Source organism: Aeromonas sobria, assembly GCF_050266975.1.
Classification (GTDB): Bacteria; Pseudomonadota; Gammaproteobacteria; order Enterobacterales; family Aeromonadaceae; genus Aeromonas; species Aeromonas sobria_B.
The window spans coordinates 123689-137142 of the sequence record NZ_JBKISU010000004.1 but is presented as its reverse complement, the minus strand read 5'-3'; the positions used below and the strand labels follow the sequence as shown (position 1 = coordinate 137142).

The 13454-nt window shown below is 65.1% G+C and carries 11 protein-coding genes and 1 other RNA gene; all 12 read left to right on the top strand.

Features of this window, described 5'->3' with window-relative positions; all coding sequences use genetic code 11:
* The first annotated feature begins 61 nt into the window (after positions 1 to 61).
* The 12 genes from rnpB to murC all read left to right on the top strand — a co-directional run bounded on the left by rnpB (position 62) and on the right by murC (position 13395).
* Positions 62 to 447: RNase P RNA component class A (gene rnpB, locus ACLHZ1_RS03790), an RNA gene on the top strand.
* 469 nt (positions 448 to 916) lie between these two features.
* Positions 917 to 1375: a division/cell wall cluster transcriptional repressor MraZ gene (gene mraZ / locus ACLHZ1_RS03785; RefSeq protein ID WP_042001653.1), complete on the top strand. Its 459-nt coding sequence runs from the start codon at positions 917 to 919 to the stop codon at positions 1373 to 1375.
* Positions 1376 to 2314 carry a 16S rRNA (cytosine(1402)-N(4))-methyltransferase RsmH gene (rsmH, locus tag ACLHZ1_RS03780; protein ID WP_408793867.1) on the top strand — a complete coding sequence of 313 codons (939 nt, stop codon included), beginning with the start codon at positions 1376 to 1378 and terminating at the stop codon, positions 2312 to 2314.
* A 3-nt stretch (positions 2315 to 2317) separates the two neighbouring features.
* The gene (gene ftsL / locus ACLHZ1_RS03775; RefSeq protein WP_042001660.1) at positions 2318 to 2632 is read left to right on the top strand and encodes a cell division protein FtsL; all 315 of its coding nucleotides are present in this window, start codon (positions 2318 to 2320) and stop codon (positions 2630 to 2632) included.
* Complete coding sequence (locus ACLHZ1_RS03770) at positions 2629 to 4374, top strand: penicillin-binding transpeptidase domain-containing protein (RefSeq protein ID WP_427261038.1); 1746 nt, start codon at positions 2629 to 2631, stop codon at positions 4372 to 4374. Before ftsL ends, ACLHZ1_RS03770 begins: the two co-directional genes overlap by 4 nt.
* Entirely contained in the window at positions 4358 to 5854 is a 1497-nt protein-coding gene (gene murE, locus ACLHZ1_RS03765; protein WP_427261037.1) for a UDP-N-acetylmuramoyl-L-alanyl-D-glutamate--2,6-diaminopimelate ligase, read from the top strand. The genes ACLHZ1_RS03770 and murE overlap by 17 nt, the downstream gene beginning before the upstream one ends.
* Positions 5851 to 7206: a UDP-N-acetylmuramoyl-tripeptide--D-alanyl-D-alanine ligase gene (locus tag ACLHZ1_RS03760; protein WP_427261036.1), complete on the top strand. Its 1356-nt coding sequence runs from the start codon at positions 5851 to 5853 to the stop codon at positions 7204 to 7206. The genes murE and ACLHZ1_RS03760 overlap by 4 nt, the downstream gene beginning before the upstream one ends.
* Complete coding sequence (gene mraY, locus ACLHZ1_RS03755) at positions 7200 to 8282, top strand: phospho-N-acetylmuramoyl-pentapeptide-transferase (protein WP_408793875.1); 1083 nt, start codon at positions 7200 to 7202, stop codon at positions 8280 to 8282. The genes ACLHZ1_RS03760 and mraY overlap by 7 nt, the downstream gene beginning before the upstream one ends.
* A 2-nt stretch (positions 8283 to 8284) precedes the next feature.
* Positions 8285 to 9568: a UDP-N-acetylmuramoyl-L-alanine--D-glutamate ligase gene (murD, locus tag ACLHZ1_RS03750; RefSeq protein WP_427261035.1), complete on the top strand. Its 1284-nt coding sequence runs from the start codon at positions 8285 to 8287 to the stop codon at positions 9566 to 9568.
* Positions 9565 to 10749 (top strand): cell division protein FtsW, encoded by a 1185-nt coding sequence (gene ftsW / locus ACLHZ1_RS03745; RefSeq protein WP_427261034.1) that lies wholly within the window; start codon positions 9565 to 9567, stop codon positions 10747 to 10749. Before murD ends, ftsW begins: the two co-directional genes overlap by 4 nt.
* A complete protein-coding gene (murG, locus tag ACLHZ1_RS03740; protein ID WP_427261033.1) occupies positions 10746 to 11834 on the top strand; it encodes an undecaprenyldiphospho-muramoylpentapeptide beta-N-acetylglucosaminyltransferase in 1089 nt (362 codons plus the stop codon). Before ftsW ends, murG begins: the two co-directional genes overlap by 4 nt.
* A 106-nt stretch (positions 11835 to 11940) precedes the next feature.
* A complete protein-coding gene (murC, locus tag ACLHZ1_RS03735) occupies positions 11941 to 13395 on the top strand; it encodes a UDP-N-acetylmuramate--L-alanine ligase (protein ID WP_427261032.1) in 1455 nt (484 codons plus the stop codon).
* Positions 13396 to 13454 lie beyond the last annotated feature (59 nt).

Below are 13454 nucleotides of genomic sequence, written 5' to 3'. Positions count from 1 at the left end.
CCGGCGAAAGGGCAATTGCCGGTTTACCCGGGCGGCGGGGCAGGGCTATAATCCGCGCCTCGGAGTCGGCCGGACAATCGCTGCTTCGTCGTTGTGTCCCTCGGGACAGACGGGCGGAGGGGAGGAAAGTCCGGGCTTCATAGGGCAAGGTGCCAGGTAACGCCTGGGGGGCGTGAGCCTACGACCAGTGCAACAGAGAGCAAACCGCCGATGGCCCGCAAGGGATCAGGTAAGGGTGAAAGGGTGCGGTAAGAGCGCACCGCGCGACTGGCAACAGTTCGTGGCACGGTAAACTCCACCCGAAGCAAGACCAAATAGGCCCCTATTGGCGCGGCCCGCGTTGGGGGCGGGTAGGTTGCTGGAGCCAGTGAGCGATTGCTGGCCTAGAGGAATGATTGTCACCGGGGCAACCCGGTACAGAACCCGGCTTACAGGCCGACTCCGACCTTATTCCAGGGTAGATGCTACCCACAAGAATCCCGGTACCTTCTGGTCCGGGATTTTTCTTTATGGGCCCGGTTCGGCCCGATGGCGCCTTTTTCGATTTTGTAATACAGTTCCCGCCCATTTTGGTCGCTTCAACTCGACTGGTCCCCTCGTCTTGCCCGTCCCGTCATCCGGGTATAAATAGGCTTCGAGTGTACCTTGATCCTCTATCGCTTTATTATTTCCCCCTGAATCGCGGGCCTCTTTCATGGGGACTCACATTAATCGCATCGGCTTTCCCTGAAATAACTCGTGGAAAATCAACCCGCTTAATCCGAGCCTGCCAAACGCTGCGTCAATATGTTCCCCGCCACAAGGATCCTTGCTTGAAAAGCCCTTTACTCGTCCTTAAACTTCACAGTGGAGAAAAGTGGATCAAAGTGGTTTTTCTGGGCAGAGACCCACCATTTATTCATCGGGGATGGCAAATTTGTTGCGTGGCGCTCACGCCATCAGCCTGGATGTCAAAGGGCGATTGGCGATTCCGACCAAGTTCCGTGACTGGCTGCGCGACGAATGCGACGGCCAGCTGGTCTGCACCATAGATATTGCCCACCCCTGCCTGCTGCTCTACCCCCTGCATGAATGGGAGGAGATAGAACGCAAGCTGAAGACGCTCTCCAGCATGGATCCCGCGCAGCGCCGTCTGCAGCGCCTGTTGCTGGGGCACGCGACCGAATGTGAACTGGACGGCAATGGCCGTCTTCTGCTCTCCCAGCCCTTGCGCACCCATGCCGGGCTGGACAAGAGAATCATGCTGGTGGGCCAGCTCAACAAGTTTGAGCTGTGGGACGAAGCCCGCTGGCAACATCAGATCGATACCGATATCGCGAGCCTGCCCGAGGATGACTGGGCCGGCTCGGATCGCTTACAGGATTTCTCGCTATAAATGAGCCAAGCCGCTGAACATATCACAGTGCTGTTGCACGAAGCCGTCGAAGGTCTGGCCATCCAGCCGGACGGCATCTACGTCGACGGCACCTTTGGCCGTGGCGGTCACTCCCGTCTCATCTTGCAAAAACTCGGCCCCAATGGCCGTCTGATCGCGATTGACCGCGATCCTCAGGCCATCGCCGAAGCCGCCAAGATCCAGGATCCCCGTTTCGAGATAGTGCACGGTCCCTTCTCCGGGATCACCGGCTACCTGGCCGATCGCGGTCTGCTGGGCAAGGTCAACGGCTTCCTGCTGGATCTGGGGGTCTCTTCCCCCCAGCTGGACGATGCCGAGCGCGGCTTCAGCTTCATGAAGGACGGCCCCCTCGACATGCGCATGGACCCCACCACGGGCCAGAGCGCGGCGCAGTGGCTGGCCAAGGCCGACGTGGATGACATCGCCTGGGTATTGAAGACCTTCGGCGAGGAGCGTTTCGCCAAGAAGATAGCCCGCGCCATCGTCCACGATCGGGCGACCGAACCCTATGTGCGCACCCGCCAGCTGGCGGAGATGATTGCCAGGGTCAACCCGAGCAAGGAGAAGGGCAAGCACGCGGCCACCCGCAGCTTCCAGGCCATCCGCATCTATATCAACAGCGAGCTGGACGAGATAGAAACGGCGCTGGATGGTGCCCTGCAGGCACTGGCCCCCGAGGGGCGCCTCTCCGTCATCAGCTTCCACTCCCTGGAAGACAGGCTGGTCAAACACTTCATCCGCAAGCATGAGAAGGGGCCGGAGGTGCCGCGGGGCATCCCCCTGACCGAAGCCCAGCTGGCCGGTGGCCGCAAGCTGAAATCGGTGGGCAAGGCGCTCAAGCCGTCGGAACACGAAATCACCGAAAACACCCGGTCCCGCAGCTCTGTGTTGCGGGTCGCAGAGCGGCTGGCGGAGTGAGTCATGAGTGAATTTCGCGTCCACCTCGGCAAGGAGATAGTGCAGGACCTCTGGCGTCACAAGCTGCAGCTGGCCCTGGCCATTGCCGTGCTGGTCACCTGCTTCGCGGTGATCCTGGTGACCAACATGACCCGGGTGATGACCTCGACCCAGAACGATCTCATGGCCGAGGAGGACAGGCTCAACATAGAGTGGCGCCACCTCTTGCTGGAGCAGGGCACCCTGGCCGAGCACTCCCGGGTGGCGGCACTGGCCATGGACAAGTTGCAGATGGCTCGCCCCCTGGTGACCACCGAGAAGGTAATCAGCCAACCATGAAACGCAAGACGCCCGCCAAGGCGCAGGTCAAAGCCCCGTCACTCTACCCATGGCGTTTTCGCACCCTGGTGTTGTTCATCGGGATAGCGTTTGTCGGCCTGATCCTGCGTCTGGCCTGGATCCAGGTCATAAGCCCGGACCGGTTGCGCCAGGAGGGAGACATGCGCTCCCTGCGCACCACCTCGACCCAGGCGGTGCGCGGCATGATCACGGATCGCAACGGCGAGCAGCTGGCGGTCTCGGTGCCGGTCGAGGCGGTCTGGGCCGATCCCAAGACGGTGCACGAGTCCGGCTCCATCCACAACGAGCGGGCCTGGCTGGCCCTCTCCGCCGTGCTCAAGGTCGATATCAACACCCTCAAGCACCGCATCTCCAACCCCAAGAAGCGCTTCGTCTATCTGCAGCGTCAGGTGACCCCGGCCGTGGCCGAGTATATCAAGGGCCTCAAGCTGGGGGGCGTCTTCCTGCGTCCCGAGTCGCGCCGTTTCTACCCCACGGGGGAGATCAGCGCCCACCTAGTGGGGGTGACCAACATAGATGGCCATGGCATAGAGGGGATCGAGCGCAGCTACGATCAGTGGCTGAGCGCGACCCCGGGCGAGCAGCGGGTGCGCAAGGACAGACAGGGCCGGGTCATAGAGCGGCTCGGCGTGGTCAAGGAGGGCAAGAACGCCAACAACCTGGCCCTGAGCATCGATCAGCGGGTGCAGGCCCTGGCCTATCGCGCCCTGAAACGGGCCACCGACGAGAACAAGGCCACGTCCGGCTCCCTGGTGATGCTGGATGTGAAGACAGGGGAGGTGCTGGCCATGGTCAACACCCCCTCCTACAACCCGAACAACCGTGGCCAGTACCAGAGCTTCCGGGTGCGCAACCGGGTGGTGACGGACACCTATGAGCCGGGTTCCACCGTCAAGCCGCTGATCCTGCTCAGCGCCCTGCAGGCCGGGGTGACGAGCTGGAAGGATCACATCCAGGGCGGCCCCCTCTATATCGGGGCCAAGCAGATCCGCGATGTCAGCATCCACAGCGCCAACAACCTGTTCGACATCCTGCGTTACTCCTCCAACATCGGCATGTCCCGCATCGCCCTGCGCATGCCGGCCCAGGAGATGATCAACACCCTCAGCCTGTTCGGCTTTGGCAATGACACCGGCAGCGGCCTGATCGGCGAGAGCCTGGGGATGTTGCCCCAGCGCCGGCGCTGGTCCGACATCGAGCGGGCCACCCTGTCGTTCGGCTACGGCCTGCGGGTCACCCCGCTGCAGCTGGCCTCCGCCTATGCCACCTTGGCCAACCAGGGCAAGCGGGTGCCCATCTCCACTATCAAGCTGGACAAGGCGCCCCAGGGTGAGCAGGTCATCGACCACAACAATGCCAAGGCCATGATGCAGGCCCTGGAGTTCGTGGTCGACAACGCCATTCCCAAGGCCAAGGTGCCCGGCTACCGCGTCGGCGGCAAGAGCGGCACCGCCAAGGTCGCCGTCGCCGGTGGCTATGGCAAGGACTACATGGCCTGGTTTGCCGGCTTCGCCCCGGCCAGCAACCCCCGCTTCGTCATGGTGGTGGTGGTCAACGAGCCCAAGGGCAGTGCCTATTACGGCGGTGCCGTGGCGACCCCGCCCTTCGCCGAAGCCATGGGCGGCGTGCTGCAGCTCTACAACATTCGTCCCGATGCGGTGCCCAATGCGCCGCCCCCCTCACTCGCCCGACTGGAGGCCGCCGTTGTCCCTCACACTTGATGCGCTGGTGCGCCCCTTCGGCATCGAAGCCCAGGCGCTCCCCCTGACCGACATGCAGCTCGACAGCCGACGGGTCGGCCCGGGTTGCCTGTTTGTGGCACTCAAGGGGCATCAGGCCGACGGCAGGCAGTTCATCGAGCAGGCGGCGGCCCGGGGGGCGAGCGCCGTGCTGTTCGAAGACGACGGCGCCTTCCTGCCCCCGGCGCTGGCGATCCCCTGCATCGGCATGGCCGACCTGCCCGCCAGGCTCAGTGTCCTGGCCGGGCACTTCTTCGGCGATCCGGCCAGGGCGCTGCAACTGATCGGCATCACGGGCACCAATGGCAAGAGCACTACGGCGCTGCTGGTGGCCAACTGGCACAGCCTGCTCGCCGAGCAGAGCGGGGCCGGCAAGGCGGCCGTGATGGGCACCATAGGCAATGGCCTGTTCGGCGAGCTGGTGGAAGCCGCCAACACCACCGGCAGCGCCCTCGAGGTGCAGGCCAATCTGGCCGCCCTGCGAGACCAGGGCGCCAGCCTGGTGGCCATGGAGGTCTCCAGCCATGGTCTGGTGCAGCACAGGGTGGCGGATCTCCACTTCGCCGCCACCGTCTTCACCAACCTGAGCCGGGATCATCTCGACTATCACGGCTCCATGGCCGCCTATGGCGAGGCCAAGGCGCTGCTGCTCAAGCAGGTCGATGAGCACTGTGCCGTCATCAATGACGACGACCCGCTGGGCCGCGAATGGCTGGCCCGTTATCCCCAGGCGGTGGCCTTCGGCACCAATGGCCCGATTGAAAACCATCCAGGGCGACAGTTGACGGCGCAGCATCCCCAATTTCATCAGCAGGGATTCAGTTCAACCATTAACTCCAGCTGGGGGAATGGTGTATTATCCGCCCCCTTGCTCGGCCGCTTCAACGTCAGCAATGTGCTGGCGGCCATGGGGGTCATGCTGGTGCTCGGCCACGGGTTCGAGCAGCTGATCGCCACCGCCCCCCGCCTGCAGGGGGTAACGGGTCGCATGGAGTGTTTCGGCGGCGGCGATGCGCCGCTGGCGGTGGTCGATTATGCCCACACCCCGGATGCGCTGGAGAAGGCGCTGCAGGCCCTGCGGGTGCACTGCGAGGGGCGGCTGTGGTGCATCGTCGGTTGCGGTGGCGACCGCGATCGCGGCAAGCGTCCCATGATGGCCGCCGTGGCCGAGCTGCATGCGGACTGCGTGATCCTGACCGATGACAATCCCCGTACCGAATCGCCGGCCTGCATCATGGCCGACATGGTGGCGGGTCTTGCCGATCCTGGCGCCGTGACCATAGAGCACGACAGGGTCAAGGCCATAGGGCTGGCGCTGGTGCAGGCGAGCAAAGAGGACATCATCCTGGTGGCCGGCAAAGGCCACGAGGATTATCAGATCATTGGCAAAGACAAGCGGCACTACAGCGACCGGGAAACCGTCGCGGCCGCGTTGCACACATTAATGGAGTCATTCAGATGATGACCCTCAGGCTTGCCGAACTGGCCCGGGCGCTCGATGCCCGTCTGATCGGTGAAGACGGCGAGGTCACCGCCGTCAGCACCGACACCCGCACCCTGGGCGCCGGTGCCCTGTTCGTGGCCCTGCGCGGCGAGCGGTTCGACGCCCACGATTTCTGCGATCAGGCGGTGCTGGCGGGGGCCTCTGCCCTGCTGGTGGAGCGTGAACTGCCCCTGGCCATTCCCCAGCTGGTGGTGAACGACAGCCTCAAGGGGTTGGGGCGCCTCGGCAAGCTGGTGCGCCAGCGCATCAACCCGAAAGTGCTCGCCATCACCGGCAGCTGCGGCAAGACCACGGTGAAGGAGATGGCGACCGCCATCCTGCGCTGTGAGGGGGAGGTGCTGGCCACCGCCGGCAACTTCAACAACGAGGTGGGGGTGCCGCTCACCCTGCTGCGCCTCGAGCCGCAGCACCAGTTTGCGGTGATGGAGCTGGGGGCCAACCACCCGGGCGAGATCGCCTGGACCACCTCCCTGGCCCGGCCCGATGCCGCCATCATCAACAACGTGGCGGCGGCCCATCTGGAAGGCTTCGGCTCCCTGGAAGGGGTGTTCCACGCCAAGAGCGAAATTTTTGAGGGCCTCGGCGAGGGCGGCAGCGCCATCGTCAATGCCGACAACGCGTTCTGGCCGAAGTGGCGTGAAAAGGGCATCCGCTGCGCCTTCTCCCTCGAGGACCCGAGCCAGCCCTTCCACGCCCGCGACATAGTGCTCAACCAGGAAGGGTGTGCCGAGTTCGTCATGGTGACCCCCCAGGGGGAAGTGGGCCTGACCCTGGCCATTCCCGGTCGCCACAACGTGGCCAACGCCCTGGCCGCCGCGGCCGGCTGTCTGGCGCTGGGGGCCTCGCTTGCCTCAGTCAAGGCGGGGCTGGAGCAGATGGCACCGGTCAAGGGGCGCTTCTGCGTGCGCCGCTGGGGTGGCCTGACCCTGATAGATGACACCTACAACGCCAGCGTGGAGTCCGTGCTGGCGGGCATCGATGCCTTGACCGCCATGGGCGGCTACAAGGTGCTGGTGTTCGGCGACATGCGAGAACTGGGCGAGGGCTCGGCCGAGCAGCACGCCCGGGTCGGCCGCCATGCCCGCGCGTGCGGGCTGGATGCCGTGCTCACGGTCGGCGAGGAGAGCCGCCATACCGCAGACGCCGCGGGCGGCCGACATTTCGATAACAAGGCGTCTCTCTATGACGTGCTGGCACAGATGATCACGACAGAACAAAGCATCGCCATTCTGGTGAAAGGGGCGCGGGGTTCGCGCATGGAAGATATCGTCAACATGGTCGCCGACCATCAGGAGCAAGCCTCATGCTAGTCTGGCTGGCAGAACTGCTCACCCCGCACTTCACCTTCTTCAACGTTTTCTCCTACCTGACGTTTCGCGCCATCCTGTCGATCATCACCGGCCTGGTGGTGGCGCTCTGGATGGGGCCGCGCCTCATCCGCCGCCTGCAGATCCTGAAATTCGGCCAGGTGATCCGCAACGACGGCCCAGAGTCCCATCTCAGCAAGCGGGGCACCCCGACCATGGGCGGCCTGATGATCATCGCCGCCATCTTCATCTCGGTGCTGCTCTGGAGCCGCCTCGACAACCCCTATGTCTGGCTGGTGCTGTTCGTGCTTGGCGCCTACGGCGCCATCGGCTTTGCCGACGACTACCTCAAGGTGGTGCGCAAGAACACCGACGGCCTGATCGCCCGCTGGAAGTACTTCTGGCAGTCGGCGGTCGCCCTGGCCGTGGCGGTCTTCCTCTATGCCACCGCGACCCACGACGGCCAGACCCAGCTGGTGGTGCCCTTCCTCAAGGACGTGATGCCCCAGCTCGGCCTGATGTTCATCATACTGACCTACTTCGTCATCGTCGGTACCTCCAACGCGGTCAATCTGACCGATGGCCTGGATGGCCTGGCCATCATGCCCACCGTGATGGTGGCGGGGGGCTTCGCCCTCATCGCCTGGGCCACCGGCAACGTCAACTTCGCCAACTACCTGCACATTCCCTATGTGCCCTACACCTCCGAGCTGGTGATCGTCTGTACCGCCATCGTGGGGGCGGGCCTGGGCTTTCTCTGGTTCAACACCTATCCGGCCCAGGTGTTCATGGGGGACGTGGGTTCCCTGGCCCTCGGCGGAGCCCTCGGCACCATCGCCGTGCTGGTACGCCAGGAGTTTCTGCTGGTGATCATGGGCGGTGTCTTCGTGATGGAGACGGTCTCGGTGATCCTGCAGGTGGGATCCTACAAGCTACGCGGGGTGCGTATCTTCCGCATGGCGCCCATCCACCACCACTACGAGAAGAAGGGCTGGCCCGAGCCGCGCGTCATAGTGCGCTTCTGGATCATCACCCTGATGCTGGTGCTGCTGGGTCTCGCCACCCTGAAGGTGCGTTGATCATGGTCATCATCCTGGGTTTGGGCAAAACCGGTCTCTCCTGCGTCGATTACTTCCTCGGCCGTGGCGTGACGCCCCTGGTGATGGACACCCGCCAGCATCCCCCCGGCCGCGACCAGCTGCCGGCCGGGGTCGAGCTGCGCGAGGGGCTGGATGAAGCCCTGCTCACCCAGGCACACCTCATCGTCGCGAGCCCGGGCATCGCCCTGGCGACCCCGGCGCTGAAAGCCGCCGCCGAGCGCGGCATCGACATCGTCGGTGACATAGAGCTGTTCGTGCGCGAGACCAGTACCCCCGTCATCGCCATCACAGGCTCCAACGGCAAGAGCACGGTCACCACGCTAGTGGGCGAGATGATCGCCGAGGCGGGCCTCAAGGTGGGGGTGGGCGGCAATATCGGCACCCCGGCCCTGAGCCTGCTCAAGCAGCCCATGGATCTCTGCGTGCTGGAGCTCTCCAGCTTCCAGCTCGAGACCACCCACAGCCTGCGCGCCGCCGCCTCCGTGGTACTCAATCTCAGTGAGGATCACATGGATCGCTATGCCGGCATGGCCGATTACCGCGCCGCCAAGCAGGAGATCCATCAGCACTCCCAGCACATCCTGGTGAACCGGGACGATGCCCTGACCCTGCCCGACGTGGGAGCGCTCTGGAGCAGCTTCGGCCTCGACGGCAATGCCTATGGCCGCGGCGAGTTCGATGGCGAGCTGTGGCTGACCCTGCACGGCGAACCGCTCATCCCGGTGAGCGAGATGAAGATAGTCGGCGCCCACAATCAGGCCAATGCCCTGGCGGCCATGGCCCTGTGCGATGCGGTCGGCATCCCCCGTGAACCCCAGCTCGCCGTGCTGCGCCGCTTCGAGGGCCTGCCCCACCGTGCCCGCTTCGTGCGCGAAGTGAACGGGGTACGCTGGATCAACGACTCCAAGGCCACCAACGTGGGCGCGACCCTGGCCGCCGTGGCCGGGGTGCGTGAAGCCGTCAAGGGGCGTCTGCTGCTGCTGGCCGGTGGCCAGGGCAAGGGACAGGATTTCGGCCCCATCCAGGCGCTGCTCGGCCACCAGATCGATCACATGTACTGCTTCGGCCAGGATGCCGAGCGGCTGCTGGCCCTGGGCGAGCAGACCGAGCAGGTGGCGGACCTGGATGCCGCCGTCGCCAAGGCGGCGCTGGACGCCAGACCAGGTGACTGGGTGCTGCTGGCCCCCGCCTGCGCCAGCCTGGATCAGTTCGCCTCCTTCGAAGCCCGCGGCGATCGCTTCACCGAACGAGTGATGGCCCTATGAACGCCCTGCGCGCGACCCTCGGCTTGCTGCAGCGGCTCCTGCTTCCCGCCAGGCCCGGTGCGCTCTACGATCGGCAGCTGGTGGTGCTGGCCCTCTCCCTGATGACGGTGGGGCTGGTGATCGTGGCCTCCGCCTCCATTCCGGAAGGGATCGCCCTGGCAGGGGATCCCTTCATGTTCGTCAAGCGTCACGGCATGTTCCTGGTGATGGCGCTGGGTATCTCCTGGTTCGTGCTGCAGGTGCCCATGGCCCGCTGGCAACACTACAACGGCCCCATGCTGCTGCTCGCCATCCTGATGCTGGTGCTGGTGCTGCTGGTGGGGCGCAGCGTCAACGGCTCGGTGCGCTGGTTGCCGCTCGGCCCCTTCAACCTGCAGCCGGCGGAGTTCGGCAAGCTGGCCCTGTTCGTCTACCTGGCGGGCTATCTGGTGCGGCGCCAGAGCGAGGTGCGCGAGCGCTTCATCGGTTTCATGAAACCCATGGCGGTGCTGTTCCTGGTGGCCGTGCTGCTGCTGGCCCAGCCCGATCTGGGCTCGGTGATCGTGATGTTCGTCACCTCGCTGGGCATGCTGTTCCTGGCCGGGGCGCGCCTGGTGCAGTTCATCGGCCTCATCCTAGTGGGGATCAGCGCAGTGGTGACCCTGATCATCGCCGAACCCTACCGGATGCGGCGGGTCACCTCCTTCCTCGACCCCTGGGCCGATCCCTTCGGCAGCGGCTATCAGCTCACCCAGTCCCTGATGGCGTTCGGCCGCGGCAGCTGGCTGGGAGAGGGGCTCGGCAACTCCATCCAGAAGATGGAGTACCTGCCGGAGGCCCACACCGACTTCGTGTTCGCCATCCTGGGGGAAGAGCTGGGCTACCTCGGCGTGCTCGGCGCCCTCTTCCTCATCTTTGCCCTGGCGATCAAGGCCCTCAAGCTGGGTCACCAGGCCCTGGTGGCCGACAAGCTCTACGAGGGTTATCTGGCCATCGGCATTGGCATCTGGTTCAGCTTTCAGACCTTCGTCAACGTCGGCGCCGCCAGCGGCATGATGCCCACCAAGGGGCTGACCCTGCCCCTGGTCAGCTATGGCGGCTCCAGTCTCATCATCATGACGGTGGCGGTGAGCATGTTGATCCGGATCGATTTCGAATTGCGTCAGGCCAGTGCCCAGGCGCGCGTGCGGGAGGTTGTGTGAGTAGCAAGACGTTGTTGGTGATGGCCGGTGGTACCGGGGGCCATGTGTTCCCCGGCTTGGCGGTGGCCGACAGGCTCAGGGCCCAGGGCTGGCGCATCCATTGGCTCGGTACCGCCGACCGGATGGAGGCCGAGCTGGTGCCGGCCCACGGCTACCCCATCTCCTTCATCGATATTCAGGGGGTGCGTGGCAATGGCCTCAAGCGGCTGCTGGTGGCCCCCTATCGCATCGTGAAATCCATCCTGCAGGCCCGTCAGGTCTTGAAGACGATCAAGCCGGACGTGGTGCTCGGCATGGGGGGCTTCGCCTCCGGTCCCGGCGGTGTGGCGGCCTGGCTGTCTGGCATCCCCTTGCTGCTCCATGAGCAGAACGCCGCCGCCGGCATGACCAACAAGCTGCTGGCCCGCATCGCCAGTCGCGTCCTGATGGCCTTCCCGGGGGCCTTTGCCCCCGGTCGTCGCACCGCCGTGGTGGGCAACCCGGTACGGCCCGAGGTGGTCACCCTGCCGGATCCGGCCAGCCGCATCGGCACCCGGGCCGCGCCACTGCGCCTGCTCGTCATCGGGGGCAGCCTGGGGGCCCGGGTGCTCAACGAACAGGTGCCCGCCGCGGTCGCCGCCGCCGGCGTACCGATCGCGGTGCGTCACCAGACCGGCAAGGGCAACCGGGACGCCGTCGCCGCTGCCTATGCTGCCCTGGGTCAGGAGGCGGAGGTGAGCGACTTCATCAAGGAGATGGCCGATGCCTACGCCTGGGCGGACCTGGTGGTGTGCCGCGCCGGCGCATTGACCGTCTCCGAGGTGGCCGCCGCCGGTGTGGCCGCCATCTTCGTGCCGCTGCCCCATGCGGTGGACGATCACCAGACCCGCAACGCCCTGACCCTGGTCGATGGCGGGGCGGCAGAGTTTCTGCCCCAGTCCGAGCTGAGCCCGTCGACCCTGGCGGCGCGCCTCGCCTGGCTGGCCGGACGCAGGGACATATTGTTGAACATGGCCAAGGCGGCGCGGCGCGTCGCCATCGTCGATGCCGCAGAGCGGGTTGCCGATGAGTGCAAACGGCTCGCCAGCGGTGACAAGGCATGCTGATCAAGACAGCACAGGCCAAGCCGTGCCGTCTTACCCCTCAATGTATTGAGGCCGCAGACCCCGTCGCAGATGCGCGCAGGACTGACGGCAGAGTAAAGAGAGAAATATGAACAAGGTTGAACTGGCAAAACTGCGTACCGTGATCCCCGAAATGCGCCGCGTGCGCCGCATCCACTTCATCGGCATAGGTGGCGCGGGCATGGGGGGCATTGCCGAGGTGCTGGCCAACGAGGGCTATCAGGTCTCCGGCTCGGATCTGGCCATCAACGGGGTGACCGAGCGGCTCGCCAGCCTGGGGGCCCAGATCTGCATCGGCCACAGCGCCGAGCATGTGGATGGTGCCAGCGTGGTGGTGGTCTCCACCGCCATCAAGGCCGACAACCCCGAACTGCTGGCCGCCCGGGAGCAGCGCATCCCCGTGGTGCGCCGCGCCGAGATGCTGGCGGAGCTGATGCGTTTTCGTCATGGCATCGCCATCGCCGGCACCCATGGCAAGACCACCACCACCAGTCTGGTGGCCAGCATCTATGCCGAAGCGGACCGGGATCCCACCTTCGTCATCGGCGGCCTGCTCAACAGCGCAGGCACCAATGCGCGCCTGGGCAGCAGCCGTTATCTGATCGCCGAGGCGGACGAGAGCGATGCCTCCTTCCTGCATCTGCAACCCATGGTCTCCATCGTGACCAACATCGAAGCGGATCACATGGACACCTATGGCGGCGACTTCTCCAGGTTGAAGGCCACCTTCATCGAGTTCCTCCACAACCTGCCTTTTTACGGCTTGGCCGTGGTATGTGTTGACGATCCCGTGATCCGTGGCATGCTGCCTGAGATCGCGCGCCCGACCCTGACCTACGGTCTGTGCGACGATGCCGACGTACAGGTGCTGGACTTCGTGCAGACCAGCAATCGCAGCCGCTTCCGGGTGCGTCGCAAAGAGGCCGGCGAGCTGACCGTCACCCTGAATCTGCCGGGTGTTCATAACGCCCTCAACGCCGCCGCCGCCATCGCGGTCGCGACCGAAGATGGCGTCAGCGATGAGGCCATCATCAATGCCCTGGCCAAGTTCGAAGGGGTGGGGCGCCGCTTCCAGCAATATGGGGAATTCGAGACCGGGCGTGGCAAGGCCATGCTGGTGGACGACTATGGCCATCACCCGAGCGAGGTGAAGGTGACCATCAATGCCGCCCGCGCCGGTTGGCCCGAGAAACGGCTGGTGATGGTGTTCCAGCCCCACCGCTACAGCCGTACCCGGGATCTCTACGAAGATTTCGCCGACGTGCTCTCCAAGGTGGATGTGCTGGTGATGCTGGAGGTCTATGCCGCCGGCGAGGAGCCGATCCCCGGGGCCGATGGCCGCGCCCTGTGCCGCTCCATCCGCTCCCGTGGCAGCCTGGAGCCGGTGTTTGTCGCCACCCCGGAGGATGTGCCCGCCGTGCTCGCGGACCTCATCGGCGAGGGGGATCTGGTGCTGACCCAGGGCGCCGGCAACGTCGGTGCCCTCGCCCGCCGTCTGGGGGAGATGAAATTGAGCATAGAGAGCATGAAATCCGGCGCCTGAGGGCCTAATGAGTATTTTGACCGCCAAGCCGGGGCCTATATAATGGCGCACCCGGCCCG

Coding starts and splice junctions, on each gene's coding strand:
- rsmH (WP_408793867.1), top strand. CDS start 1,376: ATGAGCCAAGCCGCTGAACATATCACAGTGCTGTTGCACGAAGCCGTC.
- ftsL (WP_042001660.1), top strand. CDS start 2,318: ATGAGTGAATTTCGCGTCCACCTCGGCAAGGAGATAGTGCAGGACCTC.
- ACLHZ1_RS03770 (WP_427261038.1), top strand. CDS start 2,629: ATGAAACGCAAGACGCCCGCCAAGGCGCAGGTCAAAGCCCCGTCACTC.
- ACLHZ1_RS03760 (WP_427261036.1), top strand. CDS start 5,851: ATGATGACCCTCAGGCTTGCCGAACTGGCCCGGGCGCTCGATGCCCGT.
- mraY (WP_408793875.1), top strand. CDS start 7,200: ATGCTAGTCTGGCTGGCAGAACTGCTCACCCCGCACTTCACCTTCTTC.
- murD (WP_427261035.1), top strand. CDS start 8,285: ATGGTCATCATCCTGGGTTTGGGCAAAACCGGTCTCTCCTGCGTCGAT.
- ftsW (WP_427261034.1), top strand. CDS start 9,565: ATGAACGCCCTGCGCGCGACCCTCGGCTTGCTGCAGCGGCTCCTGCTT.
- murC (WP_427261032.1), top strand. CDS start 11,941: ATGAACAAGGTTGAACTGGCAAAACTGCGTACCGTGATCCCCGAAATG.